Source organism: Nostoc sp. DedSLP04, assembly GCF_034530775.1.
GTDB lineage: Bacteria > Cyanobacteriota > Cyanobacteriia > Cyanobacteriales > Nostocaceae > Nostoc.
In genome coordinates this window covers 1-24,852 of record NZ_JAVRCL010000009.1, presented here as the reverse complement: position 1 = coordinate 24,852, position 24,852 = coordinate 1, and the positions used below count along the sequence as shown (strand labels likewise).

Below are 24,852 nucleotides of genomic sequence, written 5' to 3'. Positions count from 1 at the left end.
TTATATAAGTTAAAAACACGTATAGTAATTAGTAACTTTTGATGGCATATTAGCAATGGATAAACATCACTCTAATTTATCACCTGCCAAAAAAGCCCTTCTAGAAAAGTGGAAGGGAGGAAAATTTCAAGCTGATACTATTCCCAAACGTCAAATATCTAAAAATATTCCTTTATCTTTCTCTCAACAAAGGCTATGGTTTATTGACCAACTTTACCACGGTAGCTCTTTCTATAATATTCCCATTGCTTTCCATATAAAAGGACAACTAAATATTACAGCGCTTCAGCAAAGTTTGAATGAAATTCTCAAGCGTCACGAAATTTGGCGCACAAATTTTACACTTGTCAATGGAGAGCCAGTACAGGAAATTGCACCAAAGTTAACTTGGGATTTACCTATTATTAATCTTGAGTATTTATTTGGTAAAGATTGGGAAGGGGAAGTAAAGAAACTTATAGCCCAGGAAGTAACAAAACCTTTTAATTTAGCGAAAGGACTTTTAGTCAGAGCAACTTTACTAAGCTTGAGTGAAGAAGAATACGTTTTGCTTGTAACCATGCACCACATCATTACAGATGGATGGTCTTGTGGCGTGTTCCTGCGGGAGTTGTCAACTCTGTATGCAGCTTTGTCTACAAATCAGCTTTCTGCTTTACCTGAACTCCCGATTCAGTATGCGGACTTTGCAATTTGGCAACGCGATCGCACCCAAGGTGAATTCCTCACGACCAAATTAAATTATTGGAAGCAGCAACTAAGCGGTGAGCTTCCTGTACTACAATTACCCACAGACCGTCCGCGACCTAGCGTCACAACTTTTGCTGGTGCCAAACAATACTTTACATTCTCAGCAGAACTGACTGATGCACTTAGGCAATTAAGCCAGCGAGAAGATGCCACTTTATTTATGAGTTTGCTGGCAGCATTTAATATATTATTATACCGCTACACAAACCAAGAAGATATTGTGATTGGTTCTCCAATTGCCAACCGCAATCGAGCCGAATTAGAAGGTATGTTGGGTCTGTTTGTTAATACTTTAGTATTGCGTAATGACCTCAGTGGTAATCCCAGTTTTTGCGAACTTCTCCGTCGAGTCCGTGAGGTGACTCTTGATGCTTATGCACATCAAGATTTGCCTTTTGAGATGCTTGTAGAAGAATTGCAACCCGAACGAGACTTAAGCCGAAATCCACTTTATGAAGTCATGTTTGTGCTGCAAAATACTCCAACATCTGTACAGGAAGTATCTGGATTAACCTTGCGTGCTTTAGAGTTTGAGAGTGGTACTGCTCAACTAGATATTTTCTTATCGATATCTGAATCGCGAGAAGGCTTAACAGGGTGTTTAGAATATAATACAGATATTTTTGATTCAACAAGAATTACCCGATTTATTAATCACTTCCAGACTTTATTAGAAAATATACTCGCTAATCCAGAGGAACGCATTTGTGAATTATCACTATTAAGTACTAATGAACAAGAACAATTATTATTAAAATTTAATCAAACTCGTACAGACTATCAAGATGTATGTCTCCATCAATTATTTGAGCAGCAAGTTGAACTAACACCTGACTCTGTGGCATTAATTAGCCAGTCAGAAAAAATTACCTATCGTCAACTTAACCATACAGTTAATCAGCTTGCATATTATTTACAAAAACAGGGTGTAACAAAAGAAACATTTGTTGCTTTATGCCTAGAACGTTCTATAGACATGGTGACGGGAATTTTAGCAATCCTTAAAGCTGGCGGTGCATATATTCCCCTCGATCCGAGTTATCCAGTTGAGCGTCTAAATTTTATGCTCTCTGATTCTCAAGCATCAATATTAATTACCCATCATAAAATTGTCGAAAAACTATCATTATCTTCGCCTAAAATCGTTTATCTAGATATTCAAAAAGACGAAATTGCTCGAGAAAGTCAAGAAAATCCCATTAACATCTCCTCATCTGATAATCTTGCCTATATTATCTATACTTCTGGCTCAACTGGAACTCCTAAAGGCGTTCTTGGCAATCATCGTGGGACAGTAAATGGCTTACACTGGCTATGGAAAACTTATCCTTTCAATCCAGAAGAAGTTTGTTGTCAGAAAACAGCTATTAGTTTTATAGATTCTGTTTGGGAAATTTTTGCTCCTTTACTTCAGGGAATTCCCATAGTAATTATTAATAATGCAACTCTACTAGATCCACAGTTATTTATAGAAGCTTTAGCTCATCACAAAGTTACCCGTATTATACTTGTACCCTCACTCCTGCGTTTACTTCTAGATAATTACCATCATCTAACCAATAAATTATCACAATTAAAACTCTGGATAACCAGTGGAGAAGCATTATCTGTTAACTTAGCTAAAAGTTTCCGAGAATTAATACCATTTGCAGGACTAATCAACCTTTACGGTTCATCGGAAGTTTCTGCAAACGCCACTTACTACGACACCAGTTTATTATCAGACCAAGCAAACAGTGTACCTATCGGTCGTCCTATTGATAATACTCAAGTCTATGTATTGGATCGCAATTTACAACTAACCCCTGTAGGAGTTGTTGGCGAACTTTATATTGGTGGCGACGGATTAGCGAAGGGATACTTACATCGCCTGGAATTAACGGCTGAAAGATTTATCGATAACCCCTTTGTTCTAGGAAATAAACTTTATAAAACTGGTGACTTTGCGCGTTATCTCAATGATGGCAATATTGAATATTGGGGTCGCCACGATGAACAAGTAAAAATCAGAGGTTTTCGAGTCGAATTAGGCGAAATTTCTACAGCTATTACAGAGCATCCAGATGTAAAAGAATCGGTTGTCATTCTCAGCAACGATACTCAAGAAAGTCAACTTTTGATTGCTTATGTCGTCACCCAAAATCAGGATATAGCTGCACAACTGTTGCCTTACTTGCAACAAAAGTTGCCTAATTATATGCTCCCATCCAGCTTTGTGGTATTAAATGCTTTTCCACTTACACCTAATGGCAAAGTAGACAAGCGTTCTCTTTCCACAAATGACTTTATCCGACCAAATATTACAAAGTCCTTCATCCCCCCTCGGAATTTTACAGAGTTGTCATTAGTAAAATTGTGGGAAAATCTACTAAAGACTAACCTCATTGGAGTGACAGATAATTTCTTTGAATTGGGTGGTCATTCATTTTTAGCTGTACGCTTAATGGCTCAAATTCAAGACAAATTTGGGCATAATCTTAGCCTATCTACTCTTTTTGAAAATCCCACAATTGAGAAACTAGCTCTTATTGTCAGTCAGCGATCGCACGAAATTTCTAATTCTCCTCTCGTCGTAATTAACTCTTCTGGTTCCAAGACACCTTTCTTTTGTATGCATGGCGCAGGTGGAGGTATTAATAACTACTTTAATTTATCCAGAAGGCTTGGTGAAGACTATCCATTTTATGCCTTGGAACATACCCCTAATCAAGAAAAACCTGAAATTCTCTCACTAGAAGAAACAGCAAATAAATACCTCCAAGAAATTCGTAAAGTACAGCCAAATGGCCCTTATCTTTTAGGCGGTCATTGTTACGGTGGTGTACTTGCTTTTGAAATGGCGCAGCAATTGCAAAGACAGGGTGAAGCAGTAGATTTGCTAGTTGTTATCGATGCCATTCTTTTAGAAACACGCATTGAATCTACAAAAGATGACGATGCAAAATTTTTACTTCGGATGGCTGAATCCATAAAAACTGATAATAATATAGATTTTTCGATTCCTTTTGAGGAACTTAGAGTTTTGCCACTAAATGAGCAACTTAATTTGATTAATAAAAAAGCAAACTTCATCTTTAGTGATACAGAAATTAAAGATTTTATCAGCTATTACAAACTTTTTAAAGCTGATGTTCAAGCTATGCGAGATTATGTCCCACGACTTTATCCTCATCCCATAACTCTATTTCGAGCCAACGAAGAGATTATTCATGACTTTGATAATCCAGAATGGAATACTGATGACCCATTATTAGGTTGGGGTAAATATTCTAGTCTACCTATTCAAGTCATTGAAGTTCCTGGCGATCATTTCTCGATTTTCGTTGAGCCTCATATTCAGAAATTAGCTAAACATCTGAGAAATTATATCGATCGTGCTGCGTGCAATGTCATAAATAATGGGAGTAAAAAAGACTAATGAAACTACCCCCAGGGCCGAAAATCCCCTTATGGTTGCTAGGTCTGCAATTTGAGATTAATCCCTTTGGTTATTTGGATGCTATTTCCCAACGTTATGGTGATATCGTTACTATAATGTCTGGCTCTACACCAATTGTTTACATCAGCAATCCTTCAGGGATAAAAGAGATTTTTACAAATACTAAGGAAATTACAGCTAGCGGTGTATTAAACCAAGATTTCGCCTTCATAACCGGAAATCAAGGAGTTCTGCAACTTGATGGTTTAGTTCATAAAAATCGGCGTAAGCTCCTAATGCAAGCTTTTCATGGAGCGCGGATGCAAGCGTGTGGCCGAGGTATCTGCGAACTCACGGAAAAGATGATGAGTAAACTAGTGGTTGGAAAAGCTTTTATTGCATACCCAGTCATTGAAGATATTACTTTTCAAGTTGGTATAGAGCGGGTAATCGGTTTGTATGAAGGAGAGCGCTACAACAAAATTAAGCATTTATTTGCATCTTTGCTTAAACTCGATAGACAATCTCTTATAGTTAAGATTATTAGTAATATTTTCCAAGAAAAAGATTTAGGTAAATGGAGTCCCCAGGGATATCTCCTTCACCTCCGGCAAGAACTTTTTCAATTGTTATCTACTGAGGTTAAAGAACGTCGCCAGCAAGCAGATATTTCACGCACTGATATACTTGGCGATTTGATATTTGCTTGTGATGAAACAGGTGAAACTTTAAGCGATGAAGAGGTGCGTGACCTTTTATTATCGCCTATATTTGCAGCTGGTGATGCTTCGGGAACTGCCATTAGTTGGGCTTTATACTGGATTCACCGCTTAACAAATGTTCGAGAGAAACTACTCGAAGAACTTGATAGTCTTGGTCAGAATCCAGACCCCATGAGCATTGTTACACTCCCTTATTTAAGTGCTGTTTGTAACGAAGTTTTACGAATTTACCCAACCCAATTGTTTACATTTCCCAGGTTGGTAGAATCTCCAATTGAGTTAATGGGCTACAAACTGCATCCCGGTACAATACTTCTTGGCAATATTTATTCGACCCATCAGCGTGATGATTTATATCCTAAACCAAAAGAATTTCAGCCAGAGCGCTTTTTAGAAAAGCAATTTTCTCCTTATGAATTTTTGCCATTTGGTGGCGGTTCTCGTGTGTGTATTGGCGCGAGTTTTGCTCTATTTGAAATGAAGCTTGTATTAGCAACTATTCTTTCACGCTATCAATTAGAGTTGGTCAGTAAGCGCCCAGAACGTCCTAAATTTGCAGGTTTAATTTGTTCCCCTGCAAGTGGCGTGAAAATGGTCATGCGTAGTCGCCGTCAAAAAGAAGTAGAGGGGCAGAGAAGATGGGGAGCAGACGAGAAAAGTTGTACTGCCCACTTTTAAACTGAGGTATGAACCGAGTATAAATATATTTCTGAATTTGCTTTTCCGATTCAATATCTATAAATCATGGAATTAAACAACATTTATGACACTACCACCAGAACCGAAAACACCTTTATGGCTGCTACTTCAGCAGCTCAATAATAATCCTCTTGGCTGTTTGGATGCTATTTACAAACGCTATGGCGACATTATAACTATAATGTCTGGTTCTACACCAATTGTTTACGTTAGTAATCCCTCAGCAATAAAGCAGTATTTAACTAATACTAAAGAAATTACAATCTCTACTATGCCGCCAGTAGATACCCCGATTAAAGCCGAAGAAATGGGGCAGCAAGGAATCATTCATCTTGATGGTTTAGTTCACAAACATCGTCGTTCTCTCTTAATGAAAGCTTATCATGGAGAGCGGATGAATGCTACTGGTAAAAGTATATGTGAAATCACAAAAAAAATGATTGGTCAACAGGCACTTGGCAAAACTTTCATTGCCAATGAAATGTTATCACAAATTACCTTGCAAGTAGCTATAGAGATTGTGATTGGATTACGAGAAGGAGAGCGTTATGAAAAAATAAAACGTCTATATACCTCTTCAATCAAAAATGAAAAATCTACCTTGCTTAAGATCGTAAGTAAATTGCCTTTTACACAATTGGATTTAGGTCGGTTCAGTCCGTGGGGATATCATAAGTATCTCCAGAAAGAAATTTCCCAATTTTTATACAATGAAGTTAAAGAACGCCGCAAGCAAGCAGATTCTTCACGTATTGATATACTTTCCGATCTGATATTTGCTTATGATGAAACAGGTAAACCATTAAGCGATGAGGAAGTGCGCGATCTCCTGTTTTTGCCTATACCAGCAAGTAATAATGGTGCAACAGATTCGCTTACCTGGTTATTCTACTGGGTTCATCGTTTAACAGATGTTCGCAAGCAATTGCTTGAGGAACTCGATAGCCTTGGTGAAAACCCAGATCCTATGAAGATTGTGGCATTGCCGTATCTTAATGCTGTTTGTCACGAAACTTTACGAATTTACCCAAGTTCGATCTTCTCGCTCCCAAGGGTAGTAGTGTCTCCAGTGGAGATCGTGGGGTATGAGTTAATTCCTGGTACAATACTCTTTACCAATATTTATTCAACACATCAACGTAAAGATGTGTACCCAGAGCCGAAACAGTTTAAGCCAGAGCGCTTTCTAGAAAAAAAATTCTCTCCCTATGAATTTATACCCTTTGGTGGCGGCGCTCGTGGTTGTATTGCAGGGTCTTTTTCTATCTTTCAAATGAAGCTTGTGTTAGCAACAATTCTTTCAAACTATAAATTAGAGCTGGTTAACAAGCGACCAGAACGACCAAAGTATTTCAACGATCAATGTTACGCCGAGAGTGGTGTGAAGATGTTTATGCATGGTCGGCGTCAGCATTAAGGAAAGTCAAAGCCACTTGTTTCTGGCTTTGTTTAGATATTGGATTTAGTTTTTTATTCAGTTGATATACGTCATATTTCTAGATTTACCCTTTTCAGGTATAAAAATACATTTCATCTTGGAGGAAATAGATATGAATCAAAATAAGAAAGGCACAGTTGTCATCACAGGAACATCCACCGGTTTAGGTCGAGTAACTGCACTTTCACTGGCCAAGCAAGGATATCGCGTTTTTGCTGGAGTCCGCACAGAGAAAGACGCACATTCATTAAAGCAGGCTGCATCTGGAAATTTAATACCAATTATTATGGACATCACAAAAGCGGAAGAAATTAAATCTGCTTTGGAATTTGTCTCACTGGCGGTTGGCAATGAAGGATTGTTCGCATTAATTAATAATGCAGTTGTAGCAGTAGATGGGCCACTCGAATGTATTCCAATAGATGACATCAGATGGAATTTTGAAGTAAATGTTATTGGGCAAATTGCAGTTACACAAGCATTCTTGCCAATGATTCGACAAGCCAAAGGTCGAATCATAAATATCAGTGCAATTTGTGGCAGATTAGCTCTACCTTATAGAAGTCTTTTATCTGCTTCAAAATTTGCCATTGAGGCAATTACAGATTCTTTAAGAATGGAATTATCTTCTAGTGGAATTGAGGTTATTTCCATTTTACCAGGGGGAATAGTAACTCCAGAACAGGCTGACAAAGTAGAAGCTAGTTACCAGGAAACATTAGCTAATATGTCACCCGAAGCTAAAGCTATATATGGCAATAATTACAAAATATATATGCAAGGAGCAGTGGAGGACAATCGCAGCACAGGTTTACCACCTGAAAAAGTGACAAATACGATTTTGGAGGCTCTGGAAGCTAGGAAACCTAAAAGACAATATTTTGTCACCCAATCATCATGGGAACTTAAGCTGTATGCCTTATATAAAAGATTGGTGCCGCATCAATATTTTTATGACAATTTTTATAAGGATATGCAAAAAGGAATGGGATTGGATTAGCAATTTATCATTATTTTATTCTTTTTGAATAATAACTAGAGCAGAGATAGAAAATATGCCAACTCAACATACTCACCAACTTCTCACAAGTGACTGTCGTTTTTGCTCCTTGGTTTCTCAAGCTAATGGAGAAGATCCAGTTGGGACAGCAGGTACTTGTGAGTATTGGTTGATTATGGAAGTTCCACAACCTTGGCCGCAAGAAATATTTCAAGAAAATCCAACTATTAAGTCATTGGTGGGTTTGTTTGAAGAGTTAATTTTTAAGCATGGAGTCAAGTTGAAACCAATGCTAATTGCTCCTGATGGGGAGTATTCTCATCCTGGCTTTACCCGCGTGTTTTACTACTACCGTCCTGCAAAGCTTTTTTCTCAGTTTGAGAAACAGGAATTTGTTGTTCCAGAAAGCAAAGCGGCTGCTTTGGTGACAGCAATATTCAAGCAGTTAATGCAACAACCCAATAATTTATCAGAATTTCAGCAATATATACAACAAACAAGTCACATTCGTGAACTTATGGTTTGTACCCATGCTCAAGTTGACCTTGCTTGTGGCAGATTTGGAACTCCTATCTATCGACGATTACGTAAAGAATATGCTCCTGCTTCTAATGGAAAGTTAAGAGTTTGGCAAACAACTCACTTTGGTGGTCATCAGTTTGCTCCTACCTTAGTTGATTTACCCCAAGGCTGCTTATGGGGGCACTTACAGCCAGATGTATTGGATTTATTGGTGCAGCGAAACGGTTCAGTTTCTGGTTTGCGTCAATACTACCGAGGATGGACTGGTTTGAGCGAATTTGAGCAAAGTGTCGAACGCGAAATTTGGATGCAGTCTGGTTGGAACTGGCTAGATTACTTGAAAGCAGGTAAAGTTCTGGCGATGGAAGAAGTAGCTGAAGGACAGAATGCTGACTGGGCAGAAGTTCGTATTGATTTTGTAGTTCCAGATGGTAGTACATCAGGTGCCTATGAAGCCAGAGTAGAAGTCTGTGGTGAGGTCATGAGTGCATTTAACTCAGCAAAAGAGATGGAGTTAGAAGCAGTGAGGCAGTATCGCGTTAGCCGTTTGGTTAAGGTTGAGTAAACAGAAATCATCCAAAAACTAAAAAATGACTTCACAAAAACAATCCCAAATTACAAATGAAATTCTTCAAGGTAATCTTGTTAAGCTGATGTTTAAGTTATCAATTCCCAGTACTTTGGGGATATTGATGCTTAGTTTAAACACTTTTATTGATGCTTTATTTGCAGGGCGATTCATTGGTGAAACTGCTTTGGCGGGTATTTCACTTGCACTACCATTTACAAGTATTATCAATGGATTTGCTCTGTTAGTTGGGGTAGGTTCTGCTTCTGTTCTTAGTCGAGCTATAGGTGCTGGAGATATCAAAACTCAGTCAAAAATATTTAGTAACCTAATTGTGATGAGTGTTGCAATTTCATTTTTCATCACAATTTTTGGTTACAGCTTTGGTAAAGAATTAATTGTATTAATAGGAGGAAGCGGTGAAGTTGCTTCAGAAGGCACAAAATATTTTAAAATATATATACTAGGTTCTCTATTTTTGATAGTAGGAGAAGCTTGTAGCCGGGTGATAAAATCAGAGGGGAAAATTAGGTTAACCACAATATTTGACTGGCTGTTTGTTATCGTTAATATTTTCTTAAATTATATATTTACTAGCGTATTTAATTGGGGAACTCAAGGTATTGCTTTGGCGACATTTATGGCAATGATTGTTTATAGCTTTGTCAACTTAGCCTATTTTATATCTGGTAAAAGTTCTATCCCAGTTAATTTAAAAAAATTTGCGATCGCTAGAGATTTGCTACGTGCAATATTCTCAGTAGGGATATCAGAATTATTTTATCCAGTGACATTGTTGATTCAAGATTTGGTAATTTTTAATTTGATTTCTTACTACGGAACAAATAGCGATATTGCTTTTTTTGGAGCAACAGCAAATGTATCTTTATTGGTATTTATTCCTATCATTGGTTTTGCCCAAGCATTACAACCTATAATTGGTATGAATTATGGCGCACAAAATTATGGAAGGATAAAAAAAGCATATTTAACTTTTGCAATCATTGGAACTATTTTGTCAATGTTAATTTGGTTGCCTTTACAATTAATCCCAGGTAAATTTTTGGCTATAATTCTACCGGAAATTAATTTTACAAAAGATGACCTGCTAAATTTTATAATTCTCAGCATATCAATACCTATATGGCCTTTAGCACATTTTAGCAATACTCTTTTTCTATCTATAGGTAAAGGTAAAACTGTGTTAGCAGTAATTTTGTTAAAAAGTATAATTTTAACAATACCCATGATACTATTATTTTCAAAAATATCAGGTGTAAGAGGCATATATTATGGAATACTTTTTACAGATGTTTTATTTATGTTAATTGTATTATTATTAACAATTTTGGAATTTAAATCTTTAAGTTTACTTCAACTTGAAGCAAGCAAATCGTGAAATACAGGAATAGTCCACAGAAAAAATATGTTTAATCAGTTGTTCATAATATCAATAATACTTAAATGTATTACTAGTATAATCATGAAATTTCCCCGTAAAGCTTAATAAAATTAAGACCATAAGTTAGTCCCAGGTTACAAAGCATTTTTCATTAAATATCACGAGGTTAATTATGTATCAAGACGATAAAGAAGACACGACAATTTACAAAGTTGTAGTGAATCACGAAGAACAGTATTCTATTTGGCCATCCGATCGCGAAAACCCTGTTGGTTGGAAAGATGTTGGAAAAAAAGGTTTGAAGCAAGAATGTTTGGATTACATCAAAGAAGTCTGGACTGACATGAGACCGCTTAGTCTCCGCAAGAAGATGCAGGAAACATCTGGCAACATCCAGTAAGCAAATGTGCGTTTCAATTGTGTATCTGGGTGGGTTTTGTATGCCCACTCTACAAGAGATATGCATTTTTATGCTGCAATTCAATTTCTTTTAGCTTAGTGACGCTTGTTATAAATGGAGAATTTCTATGGTATTATCCTCAGTTCAAGAGACAAGAGTATGGTTTATTACTGGTAGCTCAAAAGGCTTAGGTCGAGCATTAGCAGAAACAGTGCTTGAGCGGGGTGAGATTGTGGTGTTAACGGCACGAAATCCACAACAAATAGAAGATTTAGTAGTAAGCTTTCCGAATCGGACATTAGCTGTGCAACTTGATGTAACTAAACCCGAAGAAGTACGGGAAGCAGTTAAACAGGCAATTGCCAAGTTTGGACGTATTGATGTACTTGTTAATAATGCTGGATATGGAGTTTTAGGGGCAATAGAAGAAGTCAGCGATGAAGGAGTTCGCCGTCAGTTTGAAACAAACTTTTTTGGTGCTTTAGAAGTAATACGGACAGTATTACCTCATATGCGACAAGAACGCAGTGGACACATCCTTAATATTTCATCCGTGGGTGGGTTTGTGTCCTATGCTGGTACGGGAATCTATAATGGTACTAAATTTGCGCTAGAAGGAATTTCCGAAGCATTAGCTCAAGAAGTTACACCTCTCGGTATCAAAATCACAATAGTTGAACCTGGTGGATTTCGTACAAATTTTGTGACACGTTCTCTTGTCATAACTGATATCCAAATCAATGACTATGAAACAGTGATTGGTGAGATGCGTAAAGGTGCGCGAGATATCCTCGATATGAAATTGGAATTTAAGGAATCAGGCGATCCAAAGAAAGCAGCTCTAGCAATGATTCAAGCAGTTGATAGTGATAAACCGCCACTGAGATTGGTGCTAGGAGAAGATGCAATTTATGCGATTAATGCCAAGCTGGAGTCGGTCAAAGCAGAACTAGATGCTTGGAGGGAAGTATCTGTAAACACTGCGTTTGATGAGGTTCTAGTAGCTAAATAGTGCTTGCTATTTTTTGCTGTTTGCTAAATACTACAGCAGAGTCACGCCGTTTAACAAGACGCTACGCATAGCGTCTTGTTAAACGGCGTATGGGATCTCTCCCCAAGTTCCGAACTATGTTTAGCAATTATCACTTAGGTAAATTATAGACTATGAGGAAATCTAAATTGGGGTTTTTTGTACAAACCCTCGAAAAGGGGGATTAGGGATTTTATAACCCACATTCCGCACTTCAATAAGTAGCGTAACTAAACTATATGAGCAGGAGATTAAGAGCTAATTTGTAAACTCAAGTAAAGTACTTGTTTAATAAGGGTTTCAGTAATTTAAGTCAATACAGCACTTATTCGCTGAAACTCAGACCTAGCAAGGATTTGAGTACTCTTCAGATTCTCTTTACGAATCAGCTCTAAAGCAGGAAAATTTGAACAATCAAAGAACCATAAAATAAATTATCAACGCCAAAACTTCAGCTTTTTTACACAATAACAAAAGCCTCTTATCTAACAAGATTTAATTTAAATTTATCAATCAGTTATAGAAACACCAGACTAAGCAAGAGTGAATCAGACGGTCAAAAATTCAGAGAATAAGTAATACTTTTGACAAGCTAAACGCCTGCACCAGATAGCGCTTTGAATTCTGACCACAAATAAAGCGTGTTACCGACCGTTGTATAGAAAAGTTGCTTAATACGGAAGCGATCGCAGGCAGTAAAAAACCTGCCTCGTTTCATCCCACAAGATAAATGCGAATTCACCCCGCAAATATTGCAAACATTCGATGCTAAACTCTTCATCAATATGAAGTACAATTTCGCTGTCAGAATGGGTACTAAGTCGATGACCCAAGTTTTTTAACTGATGCTTTCTAACTTACAACCAGCTGGTATCAGAGGTAATTGGCGATCGCTTTGGGGCATCTTTGGCATTAATAGCGATCGCTTCCTCAAATCGATTTTATCCTAGTTGCTGGTAGCCAACCCAGTCCAGAAGCTTTGCCTGTTGGTTGTCTATTTGGCGATCGCTGTTTTTTCGCTAAAAATCCAAACGGTATGAGTCAGACAATTTTGGATTTTAGATACTTCGATTTCGCTCAGTACAAGTTTTGGATTTTGGATTGACCTCATAGATAAATCTAGGGGCTTGGGAATTTTAGATTTTAGATTTTAGATTAACTCCATAGATGAATCTAGGGGCTTGTACCATCAAAGAATGTCGGTCATTAAATTTTGAATTTTAGATTTTTCCTTCAATTCAAAGTCTAAAATTCAAAATGATTTTACCGTAAACGCCCCGATCGCAATGTACTAATAATTAACCACAAACCCAATAAACTAGCGACTGCAAACAGGATGGTGCTTAAAAAAGATAGCTGAGTTGTTTGCGCTCTGGTGGAAATAATTGCCGCACCCATAATCAGCGAACCCACTAAAATACTAAAAGATAGTCGGTTAGCGGCATCGTCCATAGTGCGCCGTACACCATCTAAACCCCGCAGTGATAGATTCCACTGTAAGGTTTCTGAGGTAACTCGGTCTAATAATAGTTCGATTTGGCGGGGAGATTGGAGAGATAGACTTTTAATATCTAAGGCTGTCCGTAATAGCGATCGCACTGGATTATCGCCCAGTAATTGCCGACGAAACAAGTCTGTAATTAATGGTTTGACTTCATCAAAAAAATTAAGCTCTGGGTTGAATGTCCGCGCTACCCCTTCTAAATTTGCTAGGGTTTTGGCATACAAACCCATATTACTAGGCAACCTAATTTTATTGTTACGGGCAACTTGTAAAACTTCATAAATTATCTGACTGAAGTTTATGTGTGTGAGGCTAACGTTGTGATACTTACGTAACATGCGATCGTAATCATTTTCTAACCGCGACAAAATCACCGGTTGAGCGGAATCTGATAGCTGTAAAGTTAACTGAGCGCACCTTTGAGCATCTAAATCAACGATCGCTAACAACATCTCTGTTAATATCTGCTGTGTCCGGGGATCGAGTCTTCCCACCATTCCACAATCTAAGAGGGCAACACGACCATCTTTGAGATAAAACAAGTTTCCTGGATGGGGATCGGCGTGAAAAAAACCATCAATATATAATTGCTGGAAAAATACCCGAAATAACAAGGTAGTTATTTCTTTACGCTTTTCGGCAGGATCTTTAACATTGGGGTCACTATCCAAATCCGCCGCCAGGAAAGGTATCCCATCCAACCATTCCATTACCAATAACTTTGGTGTGGTCAATTCCCAGTTAATTTCCGCAACCACTATTTGTGTGGGATCGTACCAGCGACTCTGAGATAAGTTGCGCCGCAGTTGGTCTGTAAAACCCGCTTCCCGGGTAAAATCTAACTCGGCTTCTAAGGCTTTGGTAAATTCTTCGGCAATGGATTTGATTTCGTAGGTTTGCCCAAAATCAGTCCGCGCCACTAAATCGGCAATACCTTGAATTAAAGCAATATCTTGGGCAATAGTCAGATCGATTCCTGGACGTTGCACTTTTAGAGCGACTTCTCGACCGTCTGCTAGTGTAGCTCGATGTGTCTGGGCAATCGATCCGGCTGCTACGGGAATCGGGTTAACTGTGCTGAAAGTTTCTGCTAATGGACGTTTTAATTCTTTGCGGAGGATTATTTCTATCTCTGACCAAGGAACTGGTGGTACTTCATCTTGTAGAGTTGACAATTCCTCAATATAGGAGGCGCTCAGTAAGTCAGGGCGGGTAGACATTAACTGACCAAGTTTGACGTAAACTGGCCCCAAGTCTACCAGGATATTTTTTAAAACCGCAGGTGTTGGAAGTTGAGGTTCATCAGCTTTGCCACCAGTAAGTAACCTTCGCATATAGTCCCAGCCATTGCGAAGGAAGACTTCTAGGATTTCTCGTTGACGGGGAACAGTTTGGGTGAGGAACATTTTTGTAAAAAACTGCAAAAAGGCAGAGGAGTTAAAGAGGTAGACAGCAGGGGATGACAATACAACGGAAATCGGCTCTAGTTTTGGTGCTTGTTAAAGTCTTGCTAGCTGCCGCACATTCTTGAAATCTTTTGATGGATGATTGTACGGCTTGGTGGAGCTTCTGTTCGTTCAGCATCCGTTTGACGTAACTAGAGCAAGAATCCCCGCCGTGTAATAAGCGATGGGAACAAGAAAATCCTTTGGACGGAGAAATGTATTTTTGATAGGCAGTAATAGAATCGATTGCCATTGTCTTGGCCAGAGGCTCAAAGCTAATAATGTCCATAACTGTCAGATAAAATAATAGACTGTCAAGTTATAATGGGAAAACAGACTTTTTCGCCTCTGCCAAGGGTTCTAACTTTTATAGCAGGTCGGTAAATCGGGAATCGCTTTGGATAATTTTAAGGATCTGCTTGATTTCCTGGGTACGTTCTTTTTTGACAACGAGGGTGACATTGCGATCGCGCACAATCACCACATCCTCTAAACCAATAGTAACAACTACATCTTCTGGATTTGAGGCGTAAATAATCGCCCCTTGCGTATCTATACCTACGTGAGTAGCAAGTTCCACATTGGGAGTCTCTTCCGTCTTCAGTAAGCGTTCGATCGCATTCCAATCTCCTAAATCATCCCAACCAAAATCAACTGGCAAAACGTATGCTAGAGTTGTCTTTTCCATTAACGCATAGTCTATACTCTTCTTAGGCAACTGGGGATAGATATCAGGGCCATGTTGTTCTAAAGGTTCGATAATTTCTGGAGCATGGGTATGTAGTTCCTTGAGAACAACCCCTGCCCGAAAAACGAACATTCCACTATTCCAGCTAAAACGTCCCGTAGATAAAAAAGTCTCTGCCGTTTCTCGGTCGGGCTTTTCAGTAAAGCGGTTCACGTGATAAGCTGGCAACTCATTAAAGCTACCTATTTTTTCACCTTGTTCAATGTAGCCGTAACCGGTTGATGGAAAAGTAGGCTTGATCCCCAGTGTAACGATCGCTGCTGTGCTTGTTGCCAGTTGCGTAGCTGCATTTAATGTGCGTGCAAACGCCTCTTGGTCAGCAATCCAGTGGTCAGCAGGGAAAAAGCCAATCACAGCGTCTTCACCATAGCGCTGTTTGATTTCTAAACTTGTCCAAGCAACGGCGGCGGCTGTGTCTCTGCCTTCCGACTCAATCAGTAAGTTTTCAACTGGTAAATCGGGTAGTTGTTGTCTTACGCCTTCAGCTATCTGACTAGAAGTGATAACCCACAAGGAATCCCACCCGCCACCGAGTTCAATCAATCGATCGGCGGTTGCTTGTAATAGACTTCTAGAGCTACCATCAAGACTTAAAAATTGCTTGGGTCGGTCTTTGCGGCTTAGGGGCCAAAAACGTTCACCTTTACCACCAGCTAGGATTACGGGGAACAATAAAGTATTCATGTTGTCATACACGCCTACCGAAGAACATTACAAGTTTACAGTGAGCTTTTCCACTGGCAATATTTGTAGCTTGGATTAACATACTTTTAGGGAGTGGTTGAGTGGGGAGATAATTGTGATAAAACAAGTCGAATGGTCGGAAAATCCGGTTACGTCTCAGCAAGTAGTAGAGTTTGAAAGTGACGTGCGATCGTCGCAAATTCAACAGACAGAAAATCAAGTAACACCAGCACCAGTAGCCGACTCAGAGGAGGAGGTCGAACTAAAGCAGCCAGCGAATCCGAACCGTAGCGTCATCGAATCTGTGGGCGCGTTTCCGAATCAGCTTTCTGAGAGACTGGGCTTAACCATGCCTCGATGGCTGTTATGGTTTATGACGGTTGTTATTGGCATCATCTTATCTGGGCTGCTGGTGTCAACGTTAGCGCTGTGGACTCCTTTATGGAGCAATCTAGATCGAACAGATGACGATTTAGGAACTGCTGCTAAAGACGAAGTAAAAATCCCATTACCAGGGGAGTTATGGGGTAAACTCTCCCAGTACAAGCTTTCACGTCCGATGAATATTTTAATCATGGGGATTGAACCAGTCAGCGGTACCGTTGATGGCTCACCAGAAAGCTTTGCCGGGAAAAGCGACTCCATGCTGCTGGTACGACTTAATCCTAGTGAAAAATCTGTAAGAGTGCTTTCCATTCCCAGAGATACAATGATCGCCATCCCCGAAAAGGGAGAAAAGGGATTAACTAAGGTATCTGATGCCAATGCCAAAGGCGGTCCAGTCTTAGCAGCACGGGTAGTTAGCCGTACCTTAAATAATGCCCCAATCGATCGTTACATCCGTATTTCTACTAGCGGCTTACGGCAGTTAGTCGATCAGTTAGGCGGAGTAGAAGTCTTTGTTCCCCAATCAATGGAATATAAAGACTCCAGCAGTCGGCTATCGATTAATTTAGTCAGTGGTTGGCAAACCTTGAATGGCGAACAAGCAGAACAGTTTGCCCGATTCCGCGAACCAGGTTTGGGAGATTTACCGAGAGTGCAGCGTCAGCAAGCACTAACAGCTGCCTTGCTGCAACGCTTAAATAGTCCCACCATCTTACCCAGGTTGCCTCAATTAACTCGCTTAATGCGAAAATATTTTGATACCAACCTGAAGATGGAAGAAATGATGGCGTTGGTCAATTTCGGACTTAACCTAGATCGGGATAATTTCCAAATGACTGTGTTGCCAGGTACCTTTAGCCGTTTTAGCAAAGACCCCGATAGCTATTGGCTGAATATGACTGGACAACAGAGCCTGTTGAATGATTATGTTGGGGTAAATGTACCTGGTCTAAAGCCAGATATGCGTCAGGTTCCTAACCTCAAAATTGCTATTCAAAATGCTTCTAATCAACCTCAGCTAACTGAAAAAGTTATTGCTTATCTTAAACAGAAAGGCTTTAATAATATTTACAAAGTGCCTGATTGGCCGGATACCCAACGTCAAACTCAGATTATTGTCCAAAAAGGCAATCGACGAGTTGGGGTTGATTTGCAAAAAGTCTTAGGCTTGGGTCAAATCGAGGTAGCGGCGATTGGTGATTTAGAATCCGATCTAACAATCCGCATTGGCAAAGATTGGAAATAGGCAAGAGTCATTAATCATTAGTCATTAGTCATTGGTTAAATCACAAAGCGTAAAATCTGAGCGGAGGAAACCTTCGCTCAGATTTTGTAAGATAGGACTAATGACAACGGACTACTGATAAATAATAAAGTTATGAAAAAGATTTTACTGCGCTTTTTGGGTTTGATTGTGATTTTGCTACTAGCATTTGGGTGGATAATACTTAATCCCAAACCGGCTTTTGCTCAGATAAACACAATCAATTACAACAACATAAATTTAGAAAATCGTGACTTTTCTCATGCTGATTTGGCAGGTGTAACTTTTGTAGCAGCAGAAATGCGGGGGACAAATTTTCAAGGAGCGAATTTAACCAACGCAATTCTGACTAAAGGAGTTTTATTAAAGGCAAATTTGGAAAATGCGAACTTGAGCGGCGCTTTAGTCGATCGCGCCACTATGGATGGTGCTAACCTGAAAAATGCCATCTTTACTGAAGCAACTTTGACCCGCAGCCGTTTTTACGATGCTGATGTCACTGGTGCTGATTTTACCGATGCTTTAATTGACCGCTATCAAGTGTCGCTGCTGTGTGAAAGAGCCGATGGCGTAAATCCGGTTACGGATGTGTCAACGCGAGATAGTTTGGGTTGTCGATAGTCGGGTGTGTTAGTTAGTGCCGAAGATCGTTACGCTAGGCTTGCGGGAAGAAACCCTACTACTCTACTATTTATAGGGAGAGTTGATAAAATGCTTTATTTTATCTTTTATAAAATCCGTGTTTCTAGAGTCAATATTAGTATTTTTGGATTTAGCAATGTAATTGATATAATTTTCTACGTCAATCATTCTATCATGCCATTCAACTTTAAAATTGAGACTAGCAAGAGAACATAAAACTTTATTGATTGCAAAAGGTATTTCTTGAATAAAATCAATATTTTCAACACATACTATAAACTCATCTGTAAATTCCCTTTCGATACCAGTCCAATAAACAACAATCCTTATCCCTCCCCCACCGATTCTGGAATTTTGAATATGTAATTCATAATCACTAATACTATTAATTTTATTATTATCAATTAAATAAAATTTAACTGGAATATCAAAGCTTAGTGTTCCATCTTCATCTACAAAATTTACACGATTTCCAGTTTCATCCTCAAACCAAGAATATTCAAAACCATAAAGCTTTAAGTGTTCAATAAGCTTTTGCTTAATTAATTCCTTAGACATGATTTAATTCTCCTTTATTCACTATAAAATTATCAACGATTTTTGATATAAAATTTTCTATAGGGACATTATATCTCCGAAATTTGTATAACAAACGTCATATTAAATTAATAATTGCAACACATCCTTGGATAAAGACGCGATGAATCGCGTCTCTACAAATGGTCTGTTTGTCGCATTCTTTTTTACAATTGGTATAATTCTTGAAAATTCGCCTCTAATTATCAATGGGAATTTCAATTAAAAACTCTGTTCCTTCTCCTGGTTTAGAGGAACATTTCATCTGACCATGATGTTTCTCGACTACTATTTGATGGCTAATAGACAATCCTAACCCCGTACCTTTACCTGGTGCTTTGGTAGTGAAGAAGGGATCGAATATATGCGATCGCACCTCTTCTGGAATCCCCAGACCATTATCAGCTATTCTGATTACAACCTGGTTATTAATTAATTGCGTATTAATCCAGATAGTCAAAGGTATTCTCGGACACGTTTGTAATAATTTCAAATACCTTTGCTGTATAGTGTTAAACTTTTCCTCTAATGCATCAACACTGTTACTCAAAAGATTCATAAACACTTGATTTAATTGCGCGGGATAGCATTCGAGCAAAGGTAAACTATCATATTGTTTAACAATCTCAATTGCTGGGCGATCGTTATTATTTTTGAGGCGATGCCCTAAAATTAACAAAGTACTATCCAACCCTTCATGAATATCTACTGGCTTTAATTCAGCCTCATCTGTACGAGAGAAGTTTCGCAGTGATAGCACAATATCACAAATCCGCTCTGTTCCTACTTTCATAGACTCAAGGGTTTTCGGTAAATCTTCGATGATAAAGTCCAAATCACTCTTGTTGATTTGCTCTTGGATAGTTGGCAATATTGAAGAGTGTTGACGGTAAAGATTCACTACCTTGAGCAGTTCTTGAGTATATTCACTTAAATGGATAAGATTGCCAAAAATAAAACTGATAGGATTGTTGATTTCATGGGCAACTCCAGCAAGTAGTTGTCCTAATCCTGCCATTTTTTCACCCTGAATTAACCTGGTCTGAGTTTGTTTTAATTCTTGCAAAGTCTGAGTAAGTTCTAAGGTTTGACGTTTAGTTTGTTCGAGTAATTCTGCTTGCTGAATCGCAATTCCTAATTGCACCCCAACTTGAGCCAGTAAATTAATTTCCTCTTCTTTCCAATAACGTGGTTGCGAATTTTGATAAGCAACTAATAATCCCCATAATTTTTCACCTTCGCGAATCGGCACAAAGGTTTCGTTACGCGGAAGTTCGTTATCGTCGTCTGTATCCTCAAAAGTTTCTATAATCGTTGGTTGGGTTTGTGCAACTGGTTTCCAACCATCTTTAAAGGAATCTGCTACAAATTTACCGCTCCAATCCGGGTTGAAACGGTAGATTGCAATTCGCTCAACTTCGAGTAACTCTCGCACAGCATGAGTAGTAGTTCTAAAAATAGTTTTAATATCGAGTGACTGGCGGATTTTATCAATAGTTGCAGCCAGTAGTTCTTGACGTTCCATTGCTTTTTCGCGTTCAGTGGCTTCTGCTAACTGGACAACCTGCATTTGAACTTGCTTTAAATAAGAATCCTGTTTTAATGCAACTCCTAATTGCTCGGCGATTTGACTAGCAAATTCAATCTCAGAAGGTTGCCAGTAGCGAGGAGCAGTGCATTGGTGAATACACAGCAATCCCCAAAGTTCACCTTTTTTCAATAGAGGTGCGACCATATTTGCCCGTACTTGAAATTTTTCTAGGATTTGGACGTAGCAACCGGGGAACTTTCCTTGATAAATATCAGCGATCGCATTTACTCGACCTTGGGCGTAAAGGGGTGCAAAGTTTTCTCCGAAACAATAGTCATAAACTTTTTCTGCCATTACCGAGTTACACTCAGGCACAAAATCTTCAGAAATAAATTCTCCTTCCCAATCTTTTTGCGGGTCAAAACGAAAGACTGCCACTCGGTCTGCTTGCAGCATTTGCCGGGCCTCAGTGACAGTAGTTTGGAAGATTGTATCTAAATCTAAAGACTCTCGAATTCGAGTAATTACACTAGTTAATGTTTTTTGTTGCTCTGCTTGGTACTGAGCGTATGCCAGCAACTTATGGTGTCGCACTGCGACACCAATTTGTGTGCCGATTTTGGTCAGTGATTCGACTTCATAAGATTGCCACTCTCTGGGTGAGGCATTTTGATAGGCAGCGATGATTCCCCAAAGTTGATCTCCTTGGAGAATCGGGGCAGTAGCAAAGGCTTTTGCCTGAAATTGTTCCAACAGAGTTACATGACAGTTTGTTAATTCGGCTTGGTAAATATCATTAACTATAAAAGTCTGGTTGTTAACGTAACGCCCGCCTTGCGTCTGTTGTAAATAACTATCAGCGATCGCAGGCAGAAGACCAACTAAAGGAGTCCAACCTTCAGCAAATGATTCAGCAACAAAGTTACCACTCCAATCGGGATTGAAGCTAAAGATGGCAACTCGGTCAGCTTGCAACAGCTTGCGTATTTCTTGAGTTGTGGTTTTAAAGATAATTTCAATATCAAGGGGTGAGCGAATTTCATCGACAATTTTAGCTATTACTTGGTCGCGCTGAACTGCTTGAGCCAATTTTGCAGCTTGCAATTTGACTTCATGAAGATGCTTTGCTTGTTGAATCGCAACAATAAGATGGTCAGCAATTTGACGAATAAACTCAATTTCCGATTCTTTCCATTCACGAGTCTCACTGCACTGATGAATGCAAAGCAATCCCCACAGTTCCTGCTTCCGCGATAGAGGGACAACGAGGTTGGCCTGCACCTGAAATTTGCTCAAAATTTCCAGATGACAATCACTCAGTCCCGCATTGTAAATATCTGCTACTGCTTGCACTCTACCTTGTTGATAACTAGAAGCAAATTGTTCTCCAAAGCAGTGGTCATAAACTTTTATTGCCATTGCTGAGTTCCAGCCAGTTGCAACATCTTCAGAAACAAATTCTCCCTGCCAGTTTTGTTCGCGGTCGAACTGGAAGACTGCTACTCGGTCGGCATTTAGTAACTGACGCACTTGTTTAACAGTCGTTTGAAAAATTGTTTCTAAGTCAAGAGATTCCCGAATTCGGACAATGACACTCGCCAGAGCTTTTTGTTGCTCTAGTTGCTCTTGAAGTTGAGCGCTTGATAAAAGAAGTTGATTTTCTGTGAAATTTGAATTGGGTTCCATTGCTCTGGATTATTTTGTTTTTTATACAAGGGTTCCTCACACCAAACTTCATGGGGTTAACAAGTGTCAAAAATATGACAAACTGCAAAGTTTTACAGTCTTCAACTGGCCGCGTCCAGGATTCACCAATTTCAGATGGATAGCAACTTGTTGGGGTAGGGACGAATGGGCGCTTTGGGACTGAGTACTGGGTACTAGGGAATAAAATATGAGTAAGATTTGTTTGGATTCCAATCCCCATTCACATCTCGCCCGATATCCAGTCCTAGTCTCCAACCCCCAGTCACTAGTTCAACTATTTCCCAGAAGATGGTTATTGTTATAGTTCCCCTTTCTCGATCTATCCTTGTAATTGGCTAAAAAATAATTTTGGCTTGTACACAACAGAGGAAGTGACTAACTACACAATTTGGGAAATTCGTCGTCAATTGAGGGTTTAATTTGAAACACACAGGAGCGCAAAGTTTATTTGGGTATATTCACTACAAACTTAAAGCTTGGCTGTCACTAAGTTAGTGTTGTCAAGGCAAATCAGAAAATCCGTCTGACCCCTTTGGAATCGCGATCTAACTAACTTGTAATTCGCTGTATTATCGCAATTCAGGAATTTAATTTTGAGCGTAGGTGAGCATTTACCGTAGACATCGCTTTGCCTTTGCCGTTGGTGTAGGCATTTAAAATTACTAATTTGTCAAAATTTACCTGACAGACTGCGGAATTTCAGGTTAAATGTTTTAAAGTATGCACTCTGCTAGAGTTGTCGGGTATTATTCGTGACACAACAAGATCAAAAACCCTCTCGTTCCTTCGCTGGAATTGCTGGCATTGTTGCCGCAGCCACATTAATTAGTAAAGTCTTCGGTTTAGTGCGGCAGCAAGCGATCGCTGCCGCATTTGGTGTTGGTGCTGCTGCTACGGCTTATAGTTATGCCTATATTATCCCTGGCTTTCTATTGATCTTACTCGGTGGCGTCAATGGGCCATTACACAGTGCGCTCGTCAGCGTTTTAGCCAAGCGGCGGCGAGAAGAAGCGGCTCCCCTAGTGGAAACCGTGACAACACTGGTAGCTGGAGTGCTGTTGCTGGTGACAGTGGCTCAGGTTTTCTTTGCGGATGCGATCGTTGATTTAGTCGGTCATGGTTTGGAAGAAACAACCAGAGCGATCGCTATTCAACAACTCCGCATTATGGCCCCGATGGCTTTATTTGCCGGTTTAATTGGCATTGGCTTTGGTACTCTCAATACAGCCAATCAATATTGGTTACTCTCCATTAGCCCTTTATTATCCAGTATTACCGTTGTTGGCGGTCTTGCTATCTTAGCGATGCAACTGGGCAAGAATATTATTAAACCGGAGTACGCTTTAATCGGGGGAATGGTCTTAGCTTGGGGAACCTTGGCAGGAGCGATTCTCCAGTGGGTAGTGCAGCTAATTGTCCAGTGGCGATTAGGATTAGGCACATTACGCCTGCGGTTTGATTTTAAATCCCCAGGCGTTCAAGAAGTTATCAAAATCATGACTCCGGCAACAGTTTCCTCTGGAATGATGCCAATTAATGTTGCCACTGACCTTTATTTTGCTAGTCCTATCCCTGGTGCGGCGGCAGGATTTAACTATGCCAATCTATTAGTCCAAACTCCCTTGGGGATTATTTCTAATATCATTTTACTGCCTCTATTACCGATATTTGCCAGACTATCTGGCCCCGAAAATTGGCAGGATTTAAAATTACGGATTCGCCAAGGACTCCTACTCACTGCTTTTACCATGCTACCGCTAGGAGCGTTGATGGTGTCGCTATCAGTACCCATTGTACAGGTGGTATATGAGCGCGGTGCTTTCAAGCCAGAAGCCACACAGCTAGTTTCATCCTTACTAGTAGCTTATGGAATTGGGATGTTTGTCTATTTGGGGCGTGATGTTTTGGTGCGGGTATTCTATGCTTTAGGCGATGGACAGACACCTTTTCGCATCAGTATTTTTAACATCTTGCTTAATATTTTATTAGATTGGTTTTTCGTTAAACCTTTTGGCGCTCCCGGTTTGGTATTAGCAACAGTGGGTGTAAATTGTAGCTCAATGTTAATGCTGTTATGGTTACTCGATCGCAAACTCAATGGTTTACCTTGGCGCGAGTGGAGTTTGCCGATTCTGGGTTTGGCTGGTGGTAGCGTAGTTGCTGGGGTAGCAAGCTATGGGACTTTGGTTGGTTCTCAGCAATTGTTAGGTAAAACGGGTTTACTGATTCTGGTGTTGCAATTGTGTATATCTGGCTTCGTGGGGATTGCAGTGTTTGCGGCGATCGCTTCCTGGCTGAAAATACCAGAAGTAAATATTTTTATCTCTCGTCTACGTCAGCGCTTTTTAAAGAAATAACTGTTATCCCTCTTCTGTCACTTTCCGACATAAGCAAGTAGTAAATAACTGAAATTAT

General features: G+C 39.5%; 17 protein-coding genes. 11 read left to right on the top strand and 6 right to left on the bottom strand.

Features of this window, described 5'->3' with window-relative positions:
• The first annotated feature begins 55 nt into the window (after positions 1–55).
• The 8 genes from RMX89_RS07685 to RMX89_RS07650 all read left to right on the top strand — a co-directional run bounded on the left by RMX89_RS07685 (position 56) and on the right by RMX89_RS07650 (position 11,931).
• Positions 56–4,168 carry an amino acid adenylation domain-containing protein gene (locus tag RMX89_RS07685; protein WP_322688503.1) on the top strand — a complete coding sequence of 1,371 codons (4,113 nt, stop codon included), beginning with the start codon at positions 56–58 and terminating at the stop codon, positions 4,166–4,168.
• Positions 4,168–5,568: a cytochrome P450 gene (locus RMX89_RS07680; RefSeq protein WP_322688502.1), complete on the top strand. Its 1,401-nt coding sequence runs from the start codon at positions 4,168–4,170 to the stop codon at positions 5,566–5,568. Before RMX89_RS07685 ends, RMX89_RS07680 begins: the two co-directional genes overlap by 1 nt.
• An 85-nt stretch (positions 5,569–5,653) precedes the next feature.
• The gene (locus RMX89_RS07675; protein WP_322688501.1) at positions 5,654–7,006 is read left to right on the top strand and encodes a cytochrome P450; all 1,353 of its coding nucleotides are present in this window, start codon (positions 5,654–5,656) and stop codon (positions 7,004–7,006) included.
• A gap of 133 nt (positions 7,007–7,139) precedes the next feature.
• On the top strand, positions 7,140–8,027 hold the full coding sequence (locus RMX89_RS07670; RefSeq protein ID WP_322688500.1) for an SDR family oxidoreductase: 888 nt from the start codon (positions 7,140–7,142) through the stop codon (positions 8,025–8,027).
• Positions 8,028–8,082: 55 nt separating this feature from the next.
• Entirely contained in the window at positions 8,083–9,114 is a 1,032-nt protein-coding gene (locus RMX89_RS07665) for a sucrase ferredoxin (RefSeq protein WP_322688499.1), read from the top strand.
• 25 nt (positions 9,115–9,139) lie between these two features.
• The gene (locus RMX89_RS07660) at positions 9,140–10,516 is read left to right on the top strand and encodes an MATE family efflux transporter (protein WP_322688498.1); all 1,377 of its coding nucleotides are present in this window, start codon (positions 9,140–9,142) and stop codon (positions 10,514–10,516) included.
• 175 nt (positions 10,517–10,691) lie between these two features.
• A complete protein-coding gene (locus RMX89_RS07655; protein ID WP_322688497.1) occupies positions 10,692–10,919 on the top strand; it encodes an MbtH family protein in 228 nt (75 codons plus the stop codon).
• Positions 10,920–11,046: 127 nt separating this feature from the next.
• Positions 11,047–11,931, top strand: a complete 885-nt coding sequence (locus tag RMX89_RS07650; RefSeq protein ID WP_322688496.1) for an oxidoreductase — start codon at positions 11,047–11,049, stop codon at positions 11,929–11,931.
• A gap of 689 nt (positions 11,932–12,620) precedes the next feature.
• On the opposite strand, the gene RMX89_RS07645 is transcribed toward RMX89_RS07650, so the two are convergent.
• The 4 genes from RMX89_RS07645 to RMX89_RS07630 all read right to left on the bottom strand — a co-directional run bounded on the left by RMX89_RS07645 (position 12,621) and on the right by RMX89_RS07630 (position 16,330).
• Positions 12,621–12,782 (bottom strand): hypothetical protein, encoded by a 162-nt coding sequence (locus tag RMX89_RS07645; protein ID WP_322688495.1) that lies wholly within the window; start codon positions 12,780–12,782, stop codon positions 12,621–12,623.
• Between the two features lie 430 nt (positions 12,783–13,212).
• The gene (locus RMX89_RS07640) at positions 13,213–14,859 is read right to left on the bottom strand and encodes an AarF/ABC1/UbiB kinase family protein (protein ID WP_322688494.1); all 1,647 of its coding nucleotides are present in this window, start codon (positions 14,857–14,859) and stop codon (positions 13,213–13,215) included.
• A 31-nt stretch (positions 14,860–14,890) separates the two neighbouring features.
• Positions 14,891–15,187, bottom strand: coding sequence for a membrane protein insertion efficiency factor YidD (gene yidD, locus RMX89_RS07635; protein WP_322688493.1), 297 nt, complete (start codon positions 15,185–15,187; stop codon positions 14,891–14,893).
• Positions 15,188–15,265: 78 nt separating this feature from the next.
• Positions 15,266–16,330 (bottom strand): mannose-1-phosphate guanylyltransferase, encoded by a 1,065-nt coding sequence (locus tag RMX89_RS07630; protein WP_322688492.1) that lies wholly within the window; start codon positions 16,328–16,330, stop codon positions 15,266–15,268.
• A 115-nt stretch (positions 16,331–16,445) separates the two neighbouring features.
• Between RMX89_RS07630 and RMX89_RS07625 the strand changes: the two genes are divergently transcribed.
• Together RMX89_RS07625 and RMX89_RS07620 are read left to right on the top strand one after the other, a co-directional pair.
• Entirely contained in the window at positions 16,446–17,963 is a 1,518-nt protein-coding gene (locus tag RMX89_RS07625; protein WP_322688491.1) for an LCP family protein, read from the top strand.
• A gap of 132 nt (positions 17,964–18,095) precedes the next feature.
• The gene (locus RMX89_RS07620) at positions 18,096–18,602 is read left to right on the top strand and encodes a pentapeptide repeat-containing protein (RefSeq protein WP_322688490.1); all 507 of its coding nucleotides are present in this window, start codon (positions 18,096–18,098) and stop codon (positions 18,600–18,602) included.
• A gap of 66 nt (positions 18,603–18,668) precedes the next feature.
• Here RMX89_RS07620 and RMX89_RS07615 read toward each other — a convergent pair whose 3' ends face one another.
• Both RMX89_RS07615 and RMX89_RS07610 read right to left on the bottom strand, forming a co-directional pair.
• Entirely contained in the window at positions 18,669–19,181 is a 513-nt protein-coding gene (locus RMX89_RS07615) for a hypothetical protein (RefSeq protein WP_322688489.1), read from the bottom strand.
• 217 nt (positions 19,182–19,398) lie between these two features.
• A complete protein-coding gene (locus RMX89_RS07610; RefSeq protein ID WP_322688488.1) occupies positions 19,399–22,416 on the bottom strand; it encodes a GAF domain-containing protein in 3,018 nt (1,005 codons plus the stop codon).
• Between the two features lie 773 nt (positions 22,417–23,189).
• On the opposite strand from RMX89_RS07610, the gene murJ reads away from it, so the two are divergent.
• On the top strand, positions 23,190–24,794 hold the full coding sequence (gene murJ, locus RMX89_RS07605) for a murein biosynthesis integral membrane protein MurJ (protein WP_322688487.1): 1,605 nt from the start codon (positions 23,190–23,192) through the stop codon (positions 24,792–24,794).
• Positions 24,795–24,852: the final 58 nt, after the last annotated feature.